Origin of the sequence: uncultured Aliiroseovarius sp., assembly GCF_947492455.1 — a bacterium.
In the GTDB taxonomy this organism is placed as follows: Bacteria; Pseudomonadota; Alphaproteobacteria; order Rhodobacterales; family Rhodobacteraceae; genus Aliiroseovarius.
Genome location: NZ_CANLNB010000003.1, coordinates 467,832 through 488,299 on the forward strand (window position 1 = coordinate 467,832; position 20,468 = coordinate 488,299).

At 58.7% G+C, this 20,468-nt stretch carries 18 protein-coding genes; 8 read left to right on the plus strand and 10 right to left on the minus strand.

The window, feature by feature from the left end:
- Positions 1 to 34 precede the first annotated feature (34 nt).
- Both Q0677_RS08955 and puuE read right to left on the minus strand, forming a co-directional pair.
- Positions 35 to 523, minus strand: a complete 489-nt coding sequence (locus tag Q0677_RS08955) for an ureidoglycolate lyase (RefSeq protein ID WP_298908649.1) — start codon at positions 521 to 523, stop codon at positions 35 to 37.
- A complete protein-coding gene (puuE, locus tag Q0677_RS08960) occupies positions 520 to 1,932 on the minus strand; it encodes an allantoinase PuuE (RefSeq protein WP_298908654.1) in 1,413 nt (470 codons plus the stop codon). Before puuE ends, Q0677_RS08955 begins: the two co-directional genes overlap by 4 nt.
- A gap of 164 nt (positions 1,933 to 2,096) precedes the next feature.
- On the opposite strand from puuE, the gene uraH reads away from it, so the two are divergent.
- Entirely contained in the window at positions 2,097 to 2,450 is a 354-nt protein-coding gene (gene uraH, locus Q0677_RS08965) for a hydroxyisourate hydrolase (protein ID WP_298908657.1), read from the plus strand.
- A 2-nt stretch (positions 2,451 to 2,452) separates the two neighbouring features.
- On the opposite strand, the gene Q0677_RS08970 is transcribed toward uraH, so the two are convergent.
- On the minus strand, positions 2,453 to 3,370 hold the full coding sequence (locus tag Q0677_RS08970; protein ID WP_298908660.1) for a LysR family transcriptional regulator: 918 nt from the start codon (positions 3,368 to 3,370) through the stop codon (positions 2,453 to 2,455).
- A 98-nt stretch (positions 3,371 to 3,468) separates the two neighbouring features.
- Here Q0677_RS08970 and Q0677_RS08975 point away from each other — a divergent pair, with 98 nt between their 5' ends.
- Together Q0677_RS08975 and Q0677_RS08980 are read left to right on the plus strand one after the other, a co-directional pair.
- Complete coding sequence (locus tag Q0677_RS08975; RefSeq protein ID WP_298908663.1) at positions 3,469 to 4,701, plus strand: urate hydroxylase PuuD; 1,233 nt, start codon at positions 3,469 to 3,471, stop codon at positions 4,699 to 4,701.
- A gap of 152 nt (positions 4,702 to 4,853) precedes the next feature.
- Positions 4,854 to 6,011 carry a cation:proton antiporter gene (locus tag Q0677_RS08980; protein WP_298908665.1) on the plus strand — a complete coding sequence of 386 codons (1,158 nt, stop codon included), beginning with the start codon at positions 4,854 to 4,856 and terminating at the stop codon, positions 6,009 to 6,011.
- A gap of 52 nt (positions 6,012 to 6,063) precedes the next feature.
- Here Q0677_RS08980 and Q0677_RS08985 read toward each other — a convergent pair whose 3' ends face one another.
- Together Q0677_RS08985 and Q0677_RS08990 are read right to left on the minus strand one after the other, a co-directional pair.
- Entirely contained in the window at positions 6,064 to 6,426 is a 363-nt protein-coding gene (locus tag Q0677_RS08985; protein WP_298908667.1) for a DUF5368 domain-containing protein, read from the minus strand.
- A gap of 14 nt (positions 6,427 to 6,440) precedes the next feature.
- The gene (locus Q0677_RS08990) at positions 6,441 to 7,754 is read right to left on the minus strand and encodes an FAD/NAD(P)-binding oxidoreductase (RefSeq protein WP_298908669.1); all 1,314 of its coding nucleotides are present in this window, start codon (positions 7,752 to 7,754) and stop codon (positions 6,441 to 6,443) included.
- A 298-nt stretch (positions 7,755 to 8,052) separates the two neighbouring features.
- Here Q0677_RS08990 and Q0677_RS08995 point away from each other — a divergent pair, with 298 nt between their 5' ends.
- The gene (locus Q0677_RS08995) at positions 8,053 to 10,842 is read left to right on the plus strand and encodes a bifunctional aconitate hydratase 2/2-methylisocitrate dehydratase (RefSeq protein WP_298908671.1); all 2,790 of its coding nucleotides are present in this window, start codon (positions 8,053 to 8,055) and stop codon (positions 10,840 to 10,842) included.
- Between the two features lie 76 nt (positions 10,843 to 10,918).
- Here Q0677_RS08995 and Q0677_RS09000 read toward each other — a convergent pair whose 3' ends face one another.
- A complete protein-coding gene (locus Q0677_RS09000; RefSeq protein WP_298908674.1) occupies positions 10,919 to 12,295 on the minus strand; it encodes a glutamine synthetase family protein in 1,377 nt (458 codons plus the stop codon).
- A gap of 182 nt (positions 12,296 to 12,477) precedes the next feature.
- Between Q0677_RS09000 and Q0677_RS09005 the strand changes: the two genes are divergently transcribed.
- From Q0677_RS09005 to Q0677_RS09015, 3 genes are read left to right on the plus strand one after another with little or no spacing between them, the layout of a single operon-like run.
- Positions 12,478 to 13,293, plus strand: coding sequence for an ABC transporter substrate-binding protein (locus Q0677_RS09005; protein ID WP_298908678.1), 816 nt, complete (start codon positions 12,478 to 12,480; stop codon positions 13,291 to 13,293).
- A gap of 17 nt (positions 13,294 to 13,310) precedes the next feature.
- Entirely contained in the window at positions 13,311 to 14,150 is an 840-nt protein-coding gene (locus tag Q0677_RS09010; protein ID WP_282064386.1) for an amino acid ABC transporter permease, read from the plus strand.
- Between the two features lie 4 nt (positions 14,151 to 14,154).
- Positions 14,155 to 14,877, plus strand: coding sequence for an amino acid ABC transporter ATP-binding protein (locus Q0677_RS09015; RefSeq protein WP_133489769.1), 723 nt, complete (start codon positions 14,155 to 14,157; stop codon positions 14,875 to 14,877).
- 12 nt (positions 14,878 to 14,889) lie between these two features.
- Here the strand turns inward: Q0677_RS09015 and Q0677_RS09020 are convergent, their stop codons facing one another.
- Both Q0677_RS09020 and gap read right to left on the minus strand, forming a co-directional pair.
- Positions 14,890 to 15,033, minus strand: coding sequence for a hypothetical protein (locus tag Q0677_RS09020; protein WP_298908689.1), 144 nt, complete (start codon positions 15,031 to 15,033; stop codon positions 14,890 to 14,892).
- 132 nt (positions 15,034 to 15,165) lie between these two features.
- Positions 15,166 to 16,164: a type I glyceraldehyde-3-phosphate dehydrogenase gene (gene gap / locus Q0677_RS09025; protein WP_298908691.1), complete on the minus strand. Its 999-nt coding sequence runs from the start codon at positions 16,162 to 16,164 to the stop codon at positions 15,166 to 15,168.
- A 280-nt stretch (positions 16,165 to 16,444) separates the two neighbouring features.
- On the opposite strand from gap, the gene Q0677_RS09030 reads away from it, so the two are divergent.
- On the plus strand, positions 16,445 to 17,407 hold the full coding sequence (locus Q0677_RS09030; protein WP_298908693.1) for a DUF808 domain-containing protein: 963 nt from the start codon (positions 16,445 to 16,447) through the stop codon (positions 17,405 to 17,407).
- Here Q0677_RS09030 and Q0677_RS09035 read toward each other — a convergent pair.
- Together Q0677_RS09035 and tkt are read right to left on the minus strand one after the other, a co-directional pair.
- Positions 17,404 to 18,276, minus strand: a complete 873-nt coding sequence (locus Q0677_RS09035; RefSeq protein ID WP_298908697.1) for a DMT family transporter — start codon at positions 18,274 to 18,276, stop codon at positions 17,404 to 17,406. The two genes, Q0677_RS09030 and Q0677_RS09035, sit on opposite strands and share 4 nt — an antisense overlap.
- 156 nt (positions 18,277 to 18,432) lie before the next feature.
- On the minus strand, positions 18,433 to 20,457 hold the full coding sequence (tkt, locus tag Q0677_RS09040; RefSeq protein ID WP_298908699.1) for a transketolase: 2,025 nt from the start codon (positions 20,455 to 20,457) through the stop codon (positions 18,433 to 18,435).
- Between the last annotated feature and the right edge of the window lie 11 nt (positions 20,458 to 20,468).

The window sequence follows — 20,468 nt, forward strand, 5'->3', positions numbered from 1 at the left end:
GATGCCCGTGACGGCTCCTCTTCCGACTTCGGGCTTATGGCTTCTCGATTCTGATTTCCTCCTTGAACCAGTGTTCCTGCAGGTTCGGCCCCGTGCCGATCCTGTCGATCACCGCAAACTGTCCCTGATCAGAAAGGGGGGCACAGACCCCGTGCCAGGTATTGCGGTGGTAATTCACGCCCTGTCCGGGCTGTGCGATGAAGGCCACGGGTGTCCCCGGTTGGCCGCCCGCGTCCGGGGCGACGACCACCAGATAGGGTTCGCGGCTGATCGGGATGAACGCCTGACTTCCGTCGGGGTGGCGTTCGACCATGTCCAGTGTCAGCGGCAGGCTGCGGGCCTCGGCGTCAAAGATGCTGATCCCGGCCTGTCCATCCGAAAAATCCAGCGTCGCCCGGTCATGATACCGCCCGCAAAGCCCTTGATTGATCATCTTGTCCGGCGCACCCGTGGTATCGAGCACATCGCCAAAGGGCGCAAACGCCTCGGGCGTCAGGGGCAGGGGGGTGATCGACAGGGTCATGCGGCGAACTTCTCTTCCAGACGAAGCTCGGCGATGCGTTCGACCTGACGACAGGCCTCGGCAAACTCGGTGTCGCGGTCGTTGTCGATCCGGCGATGGAACGCTTCAAGGATCGTCGGCTTGGTGTTGTCCTTCACCGCGATGATGAAGGGGAAGCCATGCTTGGTGGTGTAGCGGTCGTTTAGCTCGGTGAAGGTCGCGCGTTCCTCGTCCGTCAACATATCCAGACCGGCGCCCGCCTGTTCAGCGGTGCTTTCCGCGGTCAACCGTCCAGCCGCAGCCAGTTTCCCGGCCAAGTCGGGGTGCGCCACCAAAACGCCCAAGCGCGCCTCTTCACTGGCGCTGCGGAAGACGCGGGCGAGGGCGTTGTGGACGCCCGCAGCCGTGTCGTGGGTGGGGCCAAGCTCAAGCCCAAAGGCGCCTTCGGCAATCCAAGGGCTGTGTTCGAACACGCCGCCGAACTCGGCCACGAATGTCTGTTGGTCCATCTTGGACGGTTTCAATCTTTGCATTGGGGGGTGCTCCTTGGCCCAGTGATCGGCAATCTGTTCGCGGGTGGCGAACCAGACCCCATCGTGCGATTTGAAGTAGTCGATGACGCGTTTCAGCGCGACAGCTCGGCCCGGACGTCCGATCAGGCGGCAATGCAGGCCGATAGAAAGGATCTTGGGCGCGCCGGAATTCCCTTCGGCATAGAGCATGTCGAAGCTGTCCTTCAGATAGCTCTCGAACTGGTCGCCATTGGTGTAGCCCGCCTGAATCGCAAAACGCATATCGTTGCAGTCCATCGTGTAGGGCACCACCAGTTGGTCCTTGCCACCGGCGGTGATCCAATAAGGAAGGTCATCGGCGTAACTGTCTGCGATATAGGCGAAATCGCCTTCTTCTGCAGCCAGCTCCACCGTGTTCATCGAACAGCGACCGGTGTACCAGCCACGCGGGGCCGTGCCGGTGACTTCGGTGTGCAGGCGGATCGCATCGCGGATCTGTTCCCGCTCCTCATCTGGCGACATATCCTTGTGCTCGACCCATTTCAGGCCGTGGCTGGCGATCTCCCAGTTCGCAGCCTTCATCGCCTTCACTTGCTCTGGCGCACGCGCCAAAGCTGTGGCCACGCCGTAAACCGTGACGGGCAGGTCCCCAAGCAGTCGGTGCACACGCCAGAACCCGGCCCGCGAACCGTATTCATAGATGGACTCCATGTTCCAATGGCGCTGCCCCGGCCAAGGTTGCGCCCCGGTGATTTCGGACAGGAAGGCTTCGGATGCTGCGTCTCCGTGCAGGACGCAGTTCTCGCCGCCCTCTTCATAGTTCAGGACGATCTGAACGGCGATCTTTGCGTCGCCCGGCCATTTGACGACCGGTGGCTTGGCGCCGTATCCGGTCATGTCTCGTGGGTATCGTGTCACGTGGTTTCCCTTTGCTAGTCTTGAATGTCATTCTAGGTCAGAAAATCTGCGCACACTTTCAAAATAAATAAGAAGGATTGTTTGGCAGTCGGGCTCTGTGTGCGTCTGCGCATCCAGACTAAGAAGAGGGTGCCAAGCAAAAGCCCATATAGGAGACACCGAAGATGACAGGCTACCTGACCACGCATGTGCTTGATACCGCCCGCGGGTGTCCCGCTGAGGGCTTGAAGATCGAGCTGTTTCGGCTGGATGGCGCTGAGCGCACCCTGCTTAAGACGCTGGTGACCAACGACGATGGCCGGACCGATGAACAGATCCTGCCTGCCGAGACATTTGAGACCGGCGAGTATGAGCTTGTGTTTTACGCGGGGGATTACCTAGACAGCATCGGTGTTCCGCCTGAAGCGCCCCGATTTCTGGATGTGATCCCGCTGCGCTTTGGCATGTCCGAGGCATCGCACTATCACGTGCCACTGCTTCTATCGCCCTTCGGGTATTCGACCTATCGGGGCAGCTGAGCCTAGCCCTGATCCGAGCTGCGGATGCTGGTGGCGATCCGGTCGATCACGAACTCCATGAACAATCGTGACTTAGGGTCCTGACCGCGCCGGTGCGTGAACAAACACGCCATCTGGATCGGTTCGGGCGGGGTTTCGGTGGCGACGGGCACCAGCCGCCCTGATTTCAGGTGTTCAGAAATTTCGAAAACCGGCTTCATCGCGATGCCATTTCCACCCAGCGCCCAATCGGTCAGTACATCCCCGTCATCCGATTCATAGCGCCCCGTCACGCGAAAGCGTTTCGGGCCGTCTTTCGTGGTCAGCAGCCACTGAAATTCGGTCGCGCCGGGGAAGCGCAGGTTCAGGCATTCATGCCCATCGTTGATAAGGTCATCGCCGTTTTGCGGCATGCCGCGTTGCTTAATATACTCAGGCGTCGCGCAGAGGACGCGTTCGACATCCGCGATCTTGCGGATCTTGAGGTTGCTGTCCTCCGGCTGCCCAAGGAAGAACGCCAGATCCAGCCCCTCGGTCGTCAGGTCCACTTTGCGGTCGGTCAGGCGCAGGCGCACGCTGACTTCCGGGTACTTCTTCAGAAAGTCCGGCACCAAGGGGGCGATCAGACGCCGTCCGACTCCCAACGGGGCAGCAACATAGAGCGGTCCACGCGGATTGTCCGTAATATCAACAATTTGCGCCTCGGCGTTTTCGACCGCTTCAAGGATTTCCGTTGCGCCGCGATAGAACCTTTCGCCCTGTTCCGTGGGGGCCAGACTGCGTGTGGTGCGTTGAAATAATCGGACGCCCAGATAATCCTCGAGCTGTGAAATGCGCGAGGAAGTCACCGCAGGCGACACCCGAAGGTCGCGTCCCGCAGCGGACATGCTGCCCAATTCATAGACGCGGACAAAGGTTCGGATGTTGGCGAGATAGGACATTATTCTGTTTTTTTTGATGCTGCTTGGTATTTAGCAGCAATACCAGAATAAATATGCTTAGCATAGAGTGTCGCTAAGACGAAAACTGGAGGTATGCCATGTACGACTTGGCAATTATGTGGGACTGGATCGCGTTTTCTGTGCGGTGGCTGCACGTCATCACCGCGATGGCGTGGATCGGGGCGTCATTCTATTTCATCGCGCTTGATCTGATGCTGAAACCCAATCCCAATCTGCCCGACGGCGCCTATGGCGAAGAATGGGAAGTGCACGGCGGCGGGTTCTATCACACGGTCAAATACCTTGTTGCCCCGTCAGAAATGCCCGAGCATCTGACATGGCACAAATGGCAAAGCTACACGACATGGCTGTCAGGCGCGGCGCTGTTGATGATCATCTATTGGGTGGGAGGCGAGCTGTTCTTGCTGGACCCAACCAAAGCGGATCTGTCTCTATGGCAGGGCATTCTGATCTCGGGCGGGTCGCTGACAATTGGGTGGTTGCTCTATGACCAGATGTGCAAATCGAAGCTGAGTGAAAACCCGACGCTTCTGATGCTGCTGTTGTTTGTCATTCTTGTGGCGATGTCCTGGGGCTATAACCAGATATTCACCGGTCGCGCGGCCCTGCTGCATTTGGGTGCGTTCACTGCGACCATCATGACCGCCAATGTGTTTTTCCAGATCATGCCCAACCAACGCATTGTTGTGGATGACCTGAAGAATGGCCGCACGCCGGATGCGAAATACGGCAAGATCGCCAAGGTGCGCTCGACCCACAACAACTATCTGACCCTGCCGGTCGTGTTCCTGATGCTGGCGAACCACTATCCGTTGGCGTTCGGTACCCAGTATTCTTGGATCATTGCCAGCCTGATCTTCCTGACGGGTGTGACCATCCGCCACTACTTCAACACCATGCACAAAACGGGCAAGGGGCCGAACTGGACGTGGTTGGTGACGGTTCTTCTGATGATCGTGATCGCGTGGCTGTCGACAGTACGAACCGGCGAGACATACGAAGATGCCGAGGCGCGTGAGATGACCGATTTTGAACAGAAGTATGCCGCGGCCGATGGGTTTGAGGATGCGTTCTACGCCGTTGTCGGCAACTGTGCGATGTGCCACGCCCGCGAGCCGTCATGGGATGGCATGTACTGGGCACCGAAAGGCGTGGTTCTAGAGACCGAAGCAGACGTGGCGCGTCATGCCAAGCAGGTCTACCTGCAGGCGGGCGCATCCCACGCCATGCCGCCACCCAATGCGATCGAGATGGATCAGGAAAGCCGCGACTACATCGTGGCGTGGTATCAGGGGGCTACGTCCAACTAAGGTCGCGGCACGCCGGGTTTCGACACATTGAGCAGACCGTTTCGGTTCCTCCCACAGTCGTGTGTTCTGATGTCAATCACACAAGCGAGTTTTCGGTAGCTACCTGATCCGGATCAAAGCCCGGAAGATTCGAGAATGCTGGAATAGCTAGAATGGAACTATCTGGAATCTTGGTAACGTTGGGTGCGCTCTTTCTTGTGGGGCTTGCCGCTGACGAACTGGGTCGCGTCACGCGATTGCCTCGGGTTACTCTGCTTTTGCTCCTCGGCGTTGCGATCGGCAGCGAGGGTTTCGATCTGGTGCCAGATGATGTTGCCCAGTGGTTTGACGAACTTTCAATCGTCGCCCTGACCATGGTGGCCTTCCTGTTGGGGGGATCGCTGACACGCAAGAACTTTGCGCGTCACGGAATTGCAATCTTTACGATTTCTTTGTCCGTCGCCTTCGCCACCCTTGTCATTGTCGCGCTTGGATTGTGGGCTCTTGGGATAGCTCCCCAGCTTGCTTTGGTCCTTGCGGCGATTGCGACAGCGACGGCGCCGGCAGCGATGGCGGATGTCATTCACCAATCCGGGATTGAAAACGGGTTCACGGACACACTGAAGGGTATTGTGGCCGTTGACGATGTCTGGGGACTGATCGTGTTTAGTGTTGTGTTGGTCATGATCGGCCAAGCAAGCGGTTGGGGTGGTGTCCTCAGCGGGGCGGCTTGGGATTTAGGCGGCGCGATTGTTCTTGGATGCGTTCTGGGCGCCCCCGCTGCGTATTTGACCGGGCGGCTGAAACCGGGCGAGCCCCAACAGGCCGAAGCCATCGGGATCGTTTTTTTGACCGCTGGATTTGCCCTGTGGCTGGAAGTTTCCTTCCTGATCGCCGGCATGACCGTCGGCGCCATCATCGCGAATTTCGCAAAGCACCATGATCGCGCCTTTCACGAGATTGAGCACATTCAGTGGCCGTTCATGATCCTGTTTTTCCTGCTGGCAGGTGCGTTGCTTGAAGTGGATGCACTGGTGCTTATGGGTTGGACGGGGGTTGGATTTCTTTTTTTACGAATTGCCGGGCGGTTGGTCGGAGGTGTCGTTGGTGCGCTGCTTGGCCGGGTGCGGGGCAACGAAGTGGGCTGGTACGGTCCCGCGCTTTTGCCACAGGCTGGTGTTGCCGTCGGAATGGCGCTGGTCGCGAGCGAGCAATTTCCGGAATGGTCTTCCGGCATCATGGCTTTCACCATCGCCAGCACAGTGGTGTTCGAAATCATCGGACCACCACTGACGCTCATGGCTATTCGCAGGGTGTCGAAGGCGCGCTGAAACAAGAAAAGGGCCGCGTCATGCGGCCCTTTTTTGTGGATCTAGGTGGCTTTTACTCGGACTGCTTGCCTGGTTTCTGCAAGAACAGCGCATCGAACGTATAGACCAGAATGGCTGCACCGACCGCGCCCATCACCGCGATGCCCAAGAGGATGATCAGGTCAATCGGTCCACCGATATCCGAGAAGTTCGAGTGGGTCATTTTCTGCACAAAGATCACCGCGATCACCGCCCCGAAGGGCATCGACAGCTGGGCGCGCAGGAACTTGCGCCAGCTGACCGCACGATCGCGGATCAGCACATAGAAATAGGCCAGTGTAATCACCGCCGCGACAATCACCATGACCCAGAACAGGGTCGGGCCAAAGATCTCTTCAAAGACGGCGATCAGGGTGCCAAAGGTAAGTTCTTTCATCGGTCAAATCCTCCTTACGCGTCGCCACGGATCATGGCGTTATAGGTGGCTTTCAGGGCGACCTCTTTCATCAACCAGCTGATCCAGAGCTCTTCCAGCGGGGCAATTACGCCCGGGAAGCTGGGGGTCAGATCGTTGTTATAGTCGAACTCGATCAGCATCGCGCGGCCGACACGGGTGATCAGCGGGCAGGACGTATAGCCGTTATAGCTGGCGTCGCTTTTGGTGCCGGCGATCTGCGCGATCAGGTGTTCTTCGACCACCGGGACCTGCCATTTGGCACTGGCCGCGGTCTTGCCTTTCGGAACGCCCGCGATGTCGCCCACGGCGAAGACGTTGTCGAAGAAGTTGTGACGCAGCGTGTGCTTGTCGACCGTCGCCCAACCGCGACCGCCCCAGCTGCCGGGATCGGTCAGGGCCGAGTTGCGGACCACGTCCGGGGCCTGCTGCGGCGGCACGATGTGCAGATAGTCATAGGGCATTTCCGCATCGCCGTTTTCGGTCGCGAAGGTGGCCATCTTCTTGCCTGCATCCACCGATTTCAGCACGTGGCTGTAATGCGGCGTGATCTCGCGCTGGCCAAACAGCATCCGCAGTTTTTCCGAGATGATCGGAACCCCGAACAGACCCTTGTTGTGGGCCATATAATTGATGTCGAGCTTCGTGGTGCCCGATTTGCGGGCGATGTCGTCGATCAGGAAAGTGTGCTTAAGCGGCGCGCCTGCGCATTTCATTTCGGTCGCGGGGCGGGTGAAGATGCCGACGCCGCCGTCTTCGGTATAGCGGCCCGCGGCCTCCCACGTCTTGGCGGCGTAATCCGGCCCGGCATAGAGCGACCCAATGCCGTTCTTACCGATCATGTCCATCTCGAAGCCTTCGATGGCGCCATAGTTCAGCACTAGGCCGGTGGCCAGCACCAGAAAGTCATAAGGAACAGTCTTGCCGCTTTCGGTCATCACCTTGTTGCCGTCCGGGTCGATCTCGGCCGCGCGTTCCGCAATCCAGGTGATGTCCTTCGGCAGCCAGTCGCCGGTTTGCGAGACCGAGTACTTGGCCGGTTTCAAACCCGCCGCGATCAGCGAGAAACCGGGCTGGTACCAATGTTCCTTGCGCGGGTCGATGATGGTGATCGTGGCGCCGTTCAGGCGGCGCGACAGGCGGTTCGCCAGCGCGGTGCCAGCAGCACCCGCGCCAAGGACGACAATTCGGGCCTTGGTGTCGATGGGGGCGGGGGCGGCTGTTGCACCGGGGCCTGCGGCCATAAGGGCACCTGCGCCTGCGGCAAATCCAAGAAATCCGCGGCGTGTTGCGTTGAAGCTTTGTGACATGAGCGATCTCCAAATAGGCAATGCTTCGTTTTGCTTGCCTCTCTACGCCTGTTAAGTATTCACGTCTATGAATGTGTTAAGCGGTTGGGGGTGGCCTAATGACGCAGTTAAATTGCGGTGGGATCAGATCGCAAATCTGTGTATGAAGCAGCGAGGCGGGTTTCTACCGCCTTTGTAGATATTGCAGCGCCCGCGATAGTTTGGTATACAGCGGCATACCGCAGACAAATCCGGCCACAGAAGATTCTGTTTTGCCGGGTGAACGGGCTGCATCAAACTCGAAATCGTAGGGATCGTCATGAGCTTGTACACCGACTACCTAAATGAGATTGAAGCGCGCAAAGGCGAGGGTCTGAACCCCAAGCCGATCGACGACGGCGCACTGGTGGCTGAACTGATCGAACAGATCAAAGACACCGGAAACGCTGATCGCGAAGCATCGCTGAACTTCTTTATTTACAACACTCTGCCGGGCACCACGAGTGCTGCTGGCGTCAAGGCGGCCTTCCTGAAAGAGATCATTCTGGGCGAGGCTTCGGTCGCTGAGATCTCGGCCGAGTTCGCTTTTGAACTGCTGTCGCACATGAAGGGCGGCCCTTCGGTCAAGGTTCTGCTGGACCTTGCACTGGGCGATGACGCTGCAATCGCAGCGCAGGCTGCGGAAGTCCTGAAGACTCAGGTGTTCCTCTATGAAGCCGACACCGACCGTCTGGAAGCCGCATACAAAGCTGGCAACGCTGTTGCCGCCGATATTCTTGAAAGCTATGCCAAGGCTGAGTTCTTCACCAAGCTGCCGGATGTCGAAGAAGAAATCAAAGTCGTGACCTACATTGCCGGCGTGGGCGACATCTCGACCGACCTTCTATCGCCGGGTGCCGAAGCGCACTCGCGCGCTGACCGTGAACTGCACGGCAAATGCATGATCACGCCCGAAGCGCAGGTCGAAATTCAAGAGCTGCAGAAACAGCATCCGGACGCACGCGTCATGCTGATCGCTGAAAAAGGCACCATGGGTGTTGGCTCGTCGCGTATGTCGGGAGTGAACAACGTGGCGCTGTGGACTGGTAAAAAAGCCAGCCCCTATGTGCCCTTCATCAACATCGCCCCGGTTGTGGCAGGCACCAACGGCATTTCGCCGATCTTCCTGACCACCGTTGGCGTGACCGGCGGCATCGGCATCGATCTGGACAACTGGGTCAAGAAGTTGGACGCCGACGGCAACGTCGTTCTGGATGAAGATGGTGAAGCCGTTCTGGAAGAGGCCTATTCGGTCGCGACCGGCACTGTCCTGACCATCAACTCGAAAACCAAAACCCTACATGACGCAGATGGCAAAGAGCTGAAAAGCGTCGCCGCTGCATTCACCCCGCAGAAGGTCGAGTTCATGAAGGCTGGCGGGTCTTACGCTGTTGTCTTCGGTAAGAAGCTGCAGACATTCGCTGCCGCCGCTCTGGGGCAGGAATTGAAATCGGCTTACGCACCTTCAAAAGAGATCACCGCAGAAGACCAAGGATTGACCGCCGTTGAAAAGATCTTCAACCGCAACGCTTTGGGTACCACCCCCGGCGCGATCCTGCACGCAGGCTCGGACGTGCGCGTTCAGGTGAACGTGGTTGGCTCGCAGGACACCACCGGTCCGATGACCGCGCAGGAACTGGAAGCCATGGCTGCGACCGTAATCTCTCCGTCGGTGGACGTGGGCTATCAGTCGGGCTGTCACACCGCGTCGGTGTGGGACAAGAAGGCGCAGGCCAACATTCCCAAGCTGATGAAGTTCATGAACGATTTCGGCCTGATCACCGCGCGTGACCCGAAGGGTGAATACCACGCGATGACCGACGTTATTCACAAGGTGCTGAACGACATCACCGTGGATGACTGGGATGTCATCATCGGCGGCGACAGCCACACCCGTATGTCCAAAGGCGTAGCCTTCGGCGCAGACTCGGGCACCGTGGCGCTGGCGCTGGCAACCGGTGAAGCTTCGATGCCGATCCCGGAATCGGTGAAAGTGACCTTCAAGGGCAAAATGGCCGAGCATCTGGACTTCCGTGATGTGGTGCACGCCACTCAGGCACAGATGCTGGACCAGCATGGCGACAACGTCTTCCAAGGCCGTGTGATCGAAGTGCACATCGGGACGCTGCTGGCTGACCAAGCCTTCACGTTCACCGACTGGACGGCCGAGATGAAGGCGAAAGCCTCGATCTGTATCTCGAACGACGAGACGCTGATCGGATCGCTGGAACTGGCTAAATCGCGCATCCAGATCATGATCGACAAAGGCATGGACAACAAAGCCCAGCTGCTGCAAGGCCTGATCAACAAGGCGGATGCTCGTATTGCGGACATCAAGTCGGGAACCAACCCGGCCCTGACCCCGGATGAGAACGCCAAGTACTTCGCAGAAGTGGTTGTCGATCTGAACGCCATTGATGAACCGATGATCGCCGACCCGGACGTGAACAACGAAGACGTGTCCAAGCGCTATACCCACGACACGATCCGTCCGATCTCGTTCTACAACGCTGAAAAGCATGTTGATCTGGGCTTTGTCGGCTCGTGCATGGTGCACAAGGGCGATATCAAGATCGTGGCGCAGATGCTGAAGAACCTGGAAAAGGCAACTGGCAAAGTCGAGTTTAAGGCTCCGCTGGTTGTGGCAGCCCCGACCTACAACATCATCGACGAGTTGAAGGAAGAGGGCGACTGGGAAGTGCTCGAGAAATACTCGGGCTTTGAATTTGACGACCTGTTCCCGAAACAGAATGCACGCACCGAGTACGAAAACATCCTGTATCTTGAGCGTCCCGGTTGTAACCTTTGCATGGGTAACCAGGAAAAGGCTGCCAAGGGTGACACCGTTCTGGCCACCTCGACCCGTCTGTTCCAAGGCCGCGTCGTAGGCGACCTGCCCGAGAAGAAGGGTGAATCGTTGCTGGCATCGACCCCGGTTGTTGTTCTGTCCGCCATTCTGGGCCGCACGCCCACGATGGAGGAATACAAGGCCGCCGTCGAAGGCATCGACCTGACCAAGTTCGCTCCGCCGCTGGCTGTTCCGTCGACCACGAAATCGGCACACTTCTAAAGCCGGCACCAGTGAGATACAGAAAGGGCGGGGAAATTCCCCGCCCTTTTTGCTTTAAGCCTCTGTCGTATGTCGCTTAGGCATTCAACAGCAAATGCTGCCGCTCCCACGGCGAGATTTCACGTTGGTATTCCTCGTTCTCGGCCCACTTGATGTCGGAATAGAGCTTGCAGAATTCTTCGCCCAGAACGGCACGCATCTCTTTCGCCTCGTCGAACAGTTCCAACGCAGCACGCAGAGAAGCGGGCAGGGGATCTTGCACTTCCCAGACCTCTTTCACGGCCTCGGCGCGCGGCTCTACCTTGTTCATCATGCCCAGATAACCACAGGCCAGCGAGGCTGCGATCGAGATATAGGGGTTCGCGTCCATCCCGATCACGCGGTTTTCCAGACGGCGCGCGGCCGGGCTGGAATGCGGGACGCGCAGGCCTGTCGTGCGGTTGTCGCTGGCCCATTCAAGGTTCGCGGGCGCCGATTGTCCGTCGACAGTGATCCGTCGGAACGAGTTCACGTAGGGTGCAAACAGCGGCACCACATCCATGATGTATTTCTGCGAGCCTCCAATGAACCAGCGGAACAAGTCCGAGGCTGATCCGTCTTCGTTTGAGAAGATGTTCTTGCCCGTCTCTGCGTCCACGATCGATTGGTGCACATGCATCGCGCTGCCCGGCTCGTCGCGGATCGGCTTGGCCATGAAGGTGGCGAAGACGCCGTTTTTCAAGGCGGCCTCACGGATGGTGCGTTTGAACAGGAAGACCTGATCGGCCAGATTGATCGGGTCGCCGTGGTTCAGGTTGATCTCGATCTGACCCGCGCCGCCTTCTTGAATGACCGTGTCGATCTCAAGCCCCTGTGCTTCGGCAAAGTCATAGATCGTGTCGATCACCGGGCCGTATTCATCTACGGCGGACATTGAGTACACCTGACGACTGGCGCCTTTACGTCCGGTGCGGCCGATGGGCGGCTCAATCGGCTCATTGGGGTCGTGGTTGGGTTTGGTTAGATAGAACTCGAGCTCGGGCGCGATGACGGGTTTCCATCCTTTCGCAGCGTAAAGATCCACAACGCGTTTCAGAAGCCCACGCGGTGAAATCGCCAGCGCCGAGCCGTCGCGGTTATACATGTCGCAGATCACCTGCAGCGTGACATCCTCTGACCACGGCACAGCACAGGCCGTCGACATATCAGCGCGCAGCACGACATCCCGCTCGACCCACTGGTTTTCAATGTCCATATCGACATATTCGCCAGAAATCGTCTGATAAAACAGAGAGATAGGCAGGGCCAGATCGGTTGCGGGATCAAACTTCGCGGCAGGCATCGCCTTCCCGCGCGAGGTTCCGACAATGTCGGGGATGATGCACTCCACTTCTTCAATGCGACGCCCATCTGCGTAGGCGACAAAATCAGCGGACAAATCCTGGGCCCAATCCAAGGGGCGCTTTGGTGACATCAAAACCTCCTTCGGCGTCGTGTGTCATTCGACGCCGGTTTTCATAAAATGAGTTGGTGTCGGATATTTGATCAAATTATGGAGAAGGTCAATGGCCCGTTTTCGATTGCTCTTTTCGCTCGAACACGCGAACGCTTCGCGCTAGGCTCCGATAAAATATCCAATCTGGGGAGATTTGAGACATGAAGACATTGATGACGATCCTCTGCGCATCGCTGGCGGGCAGCGCAGCATTTGCGGCTGACCATTGTGCCGCTGGCAAGACTTTGACCGACGGCATTCTGACCATCGCCACTGGCAACCCGGCATATTATCCGTGGGTTATGGACGATGCCCCTGAAAGCAAACAGGGATTCGAGGCCGCCGTCGCCTATGCTGTCGCAAATGAGATGGGCTTTTCTGATGACGCCGTCACCTGGGTCCGCACCTCGTTTGACGAGGCGATCCAGCCTGGCGCCAAGAATTTCGACTTCAACCTGCAGCAATACTCGATCACGCCCGAGCGGGAAGAGACCGTCGATTTCTCACTGCCGTATTACAGTTCAGCGATGGCAATTCTAACCACCCAATCGGTGACAGAGAAAGTGGGCGAGCCGACAATGGAAGTCCTCAAGGGGCTGCTTTGGGGGGCAGGTGCCTCGCATACGGGCGCAACCATGGTGGGCGAGGTAATCGCTCCGGAGCAGGATGTGCTGCTGTATAACGACAACACCGACGTGACCGCGGCCCTGCAAGCCAACCAGATCGATGCGGCGCTGTTTGATCTGCCAACCGCGCTTTACCTGTCGGCTGTTGTGGTCGAGAACGGTGCGCTTTTGGGGCAGTTCCCGGCTGAGCGTTCGGAAAACCCGGATCAGTTTGGCATGTTAATGGCTGATGGCAGCCCCTTGAAACCCTGTGTGGATGAAGCCATCCAAGCGCTTACGGACAGCGGCAAACTGGCCGAGATTGAAGCCGAGTGGCTGCAAGGCGCCACTGGCGTACCGGTTATCCAGTAAGGCGGACGTCGCGCAGAATGACTAAGGCAGACGAAAACCCGGCCATGCCGGGGCGGCGCGCGCAGTATGAAGCTGCGTTGCGCCGCCGTTCTATGTGGGTCGCGGGTGTCTCGACCAGTTTGGTCTTTCTGGCCATTCTGGTGCTGGTGCCACTGGCGCCGGGCTGGGAAGCGGTCAAAAAAAGCTTCTTCAACTGGGGCGTCTTTTCCAAGACCTTTCCGGGGTTGCTGGACGCTTTCCTTTTGGACATTGCGATCTTTGCGTGGTGCGCGCCGCTGATCGCGCTTTTGGGTCTGTTCGTGGCGATCTGCCGCGACATCCAGAAGCCTGCGCTGTATCCGCTGCGTCTGTTTGCGACGGTCTATACCGACGTTTTTCGCGGGCTTCCGGTCATTTTGGTCATCTATCTGGTGGGCTTCGGCATTCCCGGTCTGGGTCTGCCGCGCCCGTGGAATTCGCCTTATATCTGGGGCTCTTTGGCTCTGATCCTTGTTTATGCTGCCTATGTGGCCGAGGTCATTCGGTCTGGTATCGGGTCGATCCACAAAAGCCAAAGCTCCGCGGCGCTGTCGCTGGGGCTTTCGAACGCCGACACCATGCGTTACGTGATCCTGCCGCAAGCTCTGCGCAACGTGCTCCCCGCCAATATGAACCTTGTGGTCGCGCTGCAAAAAGACGTGGCGCTTTTGTCCTTCGTTGGCCCGGTCGAGATTTTCCGGCAGGCGGGTGTCTACAAATCGCTCTATGCCAATTTCACGCCCTATGTAGGCGCGGCGCTTATCTTTCTGGCGATCACCATCCCGATGACGCGGTTTGCTGATCACTTGATGAACAAACGCCGCAAGCAGGAGCAGTAAGCCCATGCTGTCGCTACGAAATATCCAGAAGAGCTTCGGCGATCACCACGTGCTGCGCGGCATTGATCTTGAGGTTGCGAAGGGCGAGATGGTCTGCCTGATTGGAGCCTCTGGTTCGGGCAAGTCGACGCTTTTGCGGGCGGTGAACCTGTTGGACCCTGTCGATGATGGAGAGATTTGGTTTGACGGTGTCGACATCGCTGAACCGGGGCTGGATCCGCAGCCGATCCGTCAGCGCATCGGGCTGGTCTTCCAGTCCTTCAACCTCTTCCCACATATGTCCGCGGCGGAGAATGTCATGCTGGCCCCACGTCGGGTGAAGGGCCTGTCCCGTGCTGCACAACGGGGCCGTGTCGAGGAATTGTTCGACCGTTTCGGCCTCGGCCATCGGATCGACCACTATCCTGACCAGCTGTCCGGCGGACAACAACAGCGGGTGGCGATCATCCGTGCGCTCGCCATGCAGCCCGATATCCTGCTGTTTGACGAGATCACGTCGGCGCTCGACCCAGAGCTGGTGGCCGAGGTTCTGGACGTTTTGCGCAGCTTGCGCGCAGAAGGTATGACGATGATCCTCGCCACCCATGAAATGGGATTTGCACGCGAACTGGCGGACAAGGTGTGTTTCTTGGAAAGCGGTCGTATTCTAGAAGAGGGCACACCGGCCCAAATCTTCGACGCCCCGCGCGAAGAGCGGACGCGGCAGTTCTTGTCTCAGGTGCTCTAGGGGCGCGCAGGCTTAGCGCCAGAAGGCCACCCACTCGGTCAGTTCAAGGAATTTCTTGGCGAGAAACAGAAGGTTCTCGGCACCCCATAGGACAACATCCAGCCCGACCAGCAGCAGGATTACTGCGCCCAGAATGATGGCCAACTGATTTGTCACAAAGAAGCTCCTGCCTGTTGTGAGCGATTATGCAAGCCGCACCGGTGGGGGCAAGGTAAAACACGCAGGTTAAAGAAAACCCCCAAGGGCAGGGCCATTGGGGGTTCTCAGAGTTGCATTTTCAGGGGGGGCTTACAGCGAGCCCATCTTCACGGCCAGATCGCCCATGCGGGTCGAGAAGCCCCATTCGTTGTCGTACCAGGCCAGAACGCGCACCAGACGACCGCCGATGACCTTGGTCTGGTCAGCTGCAAAGATCGAGCTTTCTTCGGTGTGGTTGAAGTCGGTCGAGACCAGTTTCTCTTCCGTGTAGCCCAGAACGCCTTTCATGGCGCCCAGCGACTGCTCTTTCATCACGGCGTTCACGTCTTCGACGGTCACGTCCTTTTCGACCACAACGGTCAGGTCCACAGCCGAGACATTCGGGGTCGGAACGCGAACAGCCGAGCCGTCCAGCTTGCCCTTCAGAGCAGGCAGAACCTCACCCAGAGCCTTGGCTGCGCCGGTCGAGGTCGGGATCATCGACATGGCGGCGGCGCGGGCGCGGTACAGGTCTTTGTGGCGACGGTCCAGCGTCGGCTGGTCGCCGGTGTAAGCGTGGATCGTGGTCATGATGCCGCTTTCGATGCCGAAGGCGTTCAGCAGAACCTTGGCGACCGGAGCCAGACAGTTGGTGGTGCACGAGCCGTTCGAGACCATTACGTCTTCTGCGGTCAACATCTCTTCGTTCACGCCGCAGACGATGGTTTTGTCCACGTTCGTGCCGGGGGCCGACAGCAGAACTTTCTTGGCGCCCCGTTCGAGGTGCGGCTTGGCTTTGATGCCGTCGTTGAAGTTGCCGGTGCATTCCAGAACAACGTCACAGCCATCCCAGTCCAGTTCGTTCATGTCATAGGTCGACATCATCTGCATCGGGCCTTGGCCCACATCCATGGTGCCTTCGCCCAGAACGACGTCGTTCGGGAAGCGGCCATGTACGCTGTCATATTTCAGAAGATGCGCTGCGGTTTCCAGCGGGCCGGTCGCGTTGACCTTCACCACCTGGATGTCTTCGCGTCCTGACGCGGCGATCTGCGCCAGGGTGCAGCGGCCGATACGACCAAATCCGTTGATACCGACTTTGACGGTCATGGGTGTTTCCTCTTTCTCATGGCGGCATACGTGAGCCGCGAGGGGTGTTCAGACTTGCACGCGGTATACCTTTCAGGGCGAGGCCACCCAACCCAGAAAACACCATTCGTAACCGCATGATAGCGAAAACATTTGCGATCTGGTGAAGCAGCTGAGCAGGTTAGCGCAAACCTTCGCAGCGGCGAATTATTCCAAGGGTCAGCCGGTCCTGCCCTTGCCCTTCTAAGCGGTTTCGCTAGATTCGCCCCAAGTTGAGTACAATGAGAGTGAAGGCGGTACGATGAGCGGTTTGATTGCACTTCTGGACGACGTGGCGGGCATTGCGAAAGTCGCAGCAGCGTCAATTGACGATGTCGCGGGGCAGGCGGCGAAGGCCAGTGCCAAAGCGGCGGGTGCCGTTATTGATGATGCGGCGGTGACGCCGAAATATGTGCAGGGTTTTGAGGCCAAGCGCGAGCTGCCGATCATCGGGCGCATCGCGTGGGGCTCGATCAAAAACAAGCTGATCATTCTTCTTCCTATCGCGCTGCTTCTTTCCGCCTTTGCGTCCTGGGCGATTGCACCACTTCTGATGCTGGGCGGGGCCTATCTGTGTTTTGAAGGGGCCGAAAAAGTCTGGCATACGCTTTTCCCGCACGACCACACGTGGGATCACGCCGAACATGACGAGGGCGACCCGGCCCACTTGGAAGAAGCTAAGATTGCTGGCGCGATCAAGACCGATTTCATCCTATCGGCCGAGATCATGACCATCATCCTGTCAGGGATCCCGAACAGCAATTTCTGGATGGAGGCCGCCACGCTGGCGGTCGCGGCTGTGGGCATCACTGTGGCGGTCTATGGCTCGGTCGCGCTGATCGTGAAGGCGGATGACTTCGGCCTCTATCTTGCCAATAACGCGCGGCTTTCGGTGACGCAGGCGCTGGGGCGTGGGATCGTGAAGGCGATGCCGTACGTTATGAAACTGCTGACCATCGTGGGCACGGCGGCAATGATCTGGGTCGGCGGCTCGATCATCGTACACGGGCTGCACGAGCTGGGCTGGCATCTGCCCTATGACACCATTCATCACATGGCCGTGGCTGCCGCCCATGCGGTGCCGCAATTCGCAGGCGCGGTGGAATGGGCCGTCACGGCGGCGCTGGATGGCGTGCTGGGCCTTGCGCTTGGCGTGCTGATCATTCCCTTGGCAACATGGGTGATCGGCCCGATCTGGGGCGCGATCTTCAAGGGAAAAGCTTAAGCTGTTGGCTTTGACCGGCTGAGCAAAAACAGCCCGCTGAGGACAATGACAGCACTGCCCGCCAGCGTCATCATGTCGGGACGCTCGTGGAACACTACGACGCCTAGAACGAGCGCGAAGAGCAGGCGCGAGTAGCGGAAGGGCGTGACGATCGAGACCTCTCCGGTCCGCATCGCCAGCGTCAGTGCGCCATAAGCAAGAACGCCGCAAACAATGGTCAGCATGATGTATCCGCTGGCCGCCGGAGTCATTGGGCCGACCTCTCCAGAAACAGCCATCAAGACGAGCCCAGAGACAGTCAAAACCGCGAACCCGGCTACACCCAACTGCGCCGCGTTCAATGTTGCTGGGCTGGCGCGGGTGGCCAGATCGCGCCCAGCAAACCCGAGCATCCCAAGCACCGCGAAGATCGACAGAGGGTCAAACGCGTCCAGTCCTGGGCGCAGAATCATCAGAACTCCGATGAAGCCCACGAATATGGCCAGCCAGCGGCGTATCCCAACTTGCTCTTTGAAGAAAACGACCGCCCCCAATGCGACGACCAGAGGCGTTGCCTGCAAGATGGCCGAGGCGCTGGACAGCGGGGTCAGAGCAATCGCCAGCGCGTAGAACATGCGTCCTGCGATCTCGGACAGCGACCGCCAGATCAGAACGGGCGAGCGTAGATCCGTGTGGAAGATCCGCGTCCCCTGTGCGCGGGCGACCATCGCAAAGACAACCAAACCACCCAACCCAAACAGCGCAACCGCCTGTCCGATTGGGATATCGCGCGCCGCGGCTTTCAGCGCCATATCCTCGAGCGCAAAAGCGGCCATGGCGAAGACCATGAACAGCGCGCCACGATGGTTTTCGCTAAGAGCTGACAGCACGTTGGCATCCTTTGACAAAACAGGCGCAGACTGTCCGATCTGGGGCAGGTTTAAAAGGCATAAAGAAAACGCCCCACCAATTGGCGGGGCGTTCATTTCAGTGAGGCCGAAAAATCTTCGAAGATTTTTCATCGGAATTTTGCAAAATTCCGCTGCTTAGCCCAGAAGCTCTTTTGCTTTTGCCACGACATTGTCGGTGGTGATGCCGAACTTCTCGAACAGCACGCCAGCCGGAGCCGAGGCGCCAAAGCCGGTCATGCCGACAAAGGCTTGCTTGGCTTCGCGGCCGCGCTCACCCAGTAGCAGTTTGTCCCAACCACCATCGCGGACGGCGGCTTCGACACCAACACGTACGGGACCAGCGGGCAGAACCTTGCGGCGATAGGCTTCGTCCTGCTGGGCAAACAGCTCCATACAGGGCATGGACACGACGCGGGTGCCAATGCCTTGGGCTTCCAGCTGTGCACGGGCTTCCATCGCCAGCGACACTTCCGAACCGGTGGCGATCAGGATCACCTGACGCTTGCCAGCTTCCGCATCGGCCAGAACGTACCCACCCTGAGCGGTCAGGTTTTTCTGTTTGTAGTCGGTGCGGACGGTCGGCAGGTTCTGACGGGTCAGAACCAGGGTCGAGGGCGTCTCTTTCTCGGTCAGTGCGATTTCCCAAGCTTCCGCCGTTTCCACCGTGTCCGCCGGGCGGAAGGTGTAGCTGTTCGGGGTCGCGCGGCAGATCGACAGATGCTCGACCGGCTGGTGGGTCGGGCCATCTTCGCCAACGCCGATCGAATCGTGGGTCATCACGAACACGGTCGGAATGCCCATCAGTGCAGCCAAACGCATCGAGGGGCGGGCATAGTCGGTGAAGACGAAGAAGGTGCCGCCGTAGGGGCGGATGCCGCCATGCAGAGCCATGCCGTTCATTGCAGCAGCCATGCCGTGCTCGCGGATGCCCCAATAGACGTAGCGGCCACCACGGTTATCGGTGTCAAAGATGCCCAGATCACCAGTTTTGGTGTTGTTCGAACCGGTCAGGTCAGCCGAGCCGCCCACGGTTTCCGGCATCACCGGGTTGATCACCGACAGCGCCATTTCCGACGACTTGCGGGTCGCAACGGCGGGTTTGCTCTCGGCAATCTCTTTCTTCAGTTTGCGCACTACCGAGGCCAGCTTCTTCGGGGCGTCCAGCGCGTAGGCGCGTTTGAACTCGCCCTGCTTGCGGTCAGAAATGCTGGCGAAACGTGCGTCCCATTCAGCGCGGGCTTCTGCGCCGCGTGCGCCCATGGCTTCCCACTGTGCTTTCACGTCGGCAGGCACTTCGAACGCCCCCTGCGGCGCGCCATAGACTTCTTTGGCGGCGGCCAGCTGCTCGGCATCCGTCAGGGCGCCGTGACCTTTCGAGGTGTCCTGTGCCGCGTGGCCCAGAGCGATATGCGTTTTGCACGCGATCATCGACGGCTTGCCCGTCGATTTCGCTTTGGTGATGGCAGCGTCAATCTGCTCGGGATCGTGACCGTCGATTTCCTGCACGTGCCAGCCCGAGGCCTTGAAACGCTGAACCTGATCGGTGCGATCGGACAGCGACACTTTACCGTCGATGGTGATGTCGTTGTTGTCCCACAGAACGATCAGCTTCGACAGCTCGTGACGCCCGGCAAGGCCGATGGCCTCTTGGCTGATACCTTCCATCAGGCAGCCATCGCCCGCGATGACATAGGTGTAGTGGTCAACGATCTTCTTGCCGAAATGCGCGCGCTGGATCTCTTCCGCCATTGCGAAACCAACAGCGTTGGCAATGCCCTGACCCAGCGGGCCGGTGGTGGTCTCGACACCCGATACATGGCCGTATTCCGGGTGGCCCGCAGTGATTGCGCCCCACTGACGGAAGTTCTTGATCTGGTCCAGCGTGACGTCTTTGTAGCCCGTCAGATAGAGCAGCGAATAGATCAGCATCGAGCCGTGACCCGCGGACAGGATGAACCGGTCGCGGTCTTCCCAGCGCGGCGCAGCGGGGTCAAACTTCAGGTGGTTTTCGAACAGCACGGTTGCCACATCGGCCATGCCCATCGGCATGCCGGAGTGGCCGGAATTGGCGGCAGCAACTGCATCCAGCGTCAAGGCGCGGATCGCAGCGGCTTTTTTCCAGTGATCGGGGTGTGCTTTGGCAAGAGCAGCGATATCCAAGGTCCGAGTCC

Excerpts from the sequence above, each read along its gene's own strand:
- Q0677_RS08955 (WP_298908649.1), bottom strand. The coding sequence starts at position 523 with ATGACCCTGTCGATCACCCCCCTGCCCCTGACGCCCGAGGCGTTTGCG.
- uraH (WP_298908657.1), top strand. The coding sequence starts at position 2,097 with ATGACAGGCTACCTGACCACGCATGTGCTTGATACCGCCCGCGGGTGT.
- Q0677_RS08970 (WP_298908660.1), bottom strand. The coding sequence starts at position 3,370 with ATGTCCTATCTCGCCAACATCCGAACCTTTGTCCGCGTCTATGAATTG.
- Q0677_RS08975 (WP_298908663.1), top strand. The coding sequence starts at position 3,469 with ATGTACGACTTGGCAATTATGTGGGACTGGATCGCGTTTTCTGTGCGG.
- Q0677_RS08980 (WP_298908665.1), top strand. The coding sequence starts at position 4,854 with ATGGAACTATCTGGAATCTTGGTAACGTTGGGTGCGCTCTTTCTTGTG.
- Q0677_RS08985 (WP_298908667.1), bottom strand. The coding sequence starts at position 6,426 with ATGAAAGAACTTACCTTTGGCACCCTGATCGCCGTCTTTGAAGAGATC.
- Q0677_RS08990 (WP_298908669.1), bottom strand. The coding sequence starts at position 7,754 with ATGTCACAAAGCTTCAACGCAACACGCCGCGGATTTCTTGGATTTGCC.
- Q0677_RS08995 (WP_298908671.1), top strand. The coding sequence starts at position 8,053 with ATGAGCTTGTACACCGACTACCTAAATGAGATTGAAGCGCGCAAAGGC.
- Q0677_RS09000 (WP_298908674.1), bottom strand. The coding sequence starts at position 12,295 with ATGTCACCAAAGCGCCCCTTGGATTGGGCCCAGGATTTGTCCGCTGAT.
- Q0677_RS09005 (WP_298908678.1), top strand. The coding sequence starts at position 12,478 with ATGAAGACATTGATGACGATCCTCTGCGCATCGCTGGCGGGCAGCGCA.
- Q0677_RS09010 (WP_282064386.1), top strand. The coding sequence starts at position 13,311 with ATGACTAAGGCAGACGAAAACCCGGCCATGCCGGGGCGGCGCGCGCAG.
- Q0677_RS09015 (WP_133489769.1), top strand. The coding sequence starts at position 14,155 with ATGCTGTCGCTACGAAATATCCAGAAGAGCTTCGGCGATCACCACGTG.
- gap (WP_298908691.1), bottom strand. The coding sequence starts at position 16,164 with ATGACCGTCAAAGTCGGTATCAACGGATTTGGTCGTATCGGCCGCTGC.
- Q0677_RS09030 (WP_298908693.1), top strand. The coding sequence starts at position 16,445 with ATGAGCGGTTTGATTGCACTTCTGGACGACGTGGCGGGCATTGCGAAA.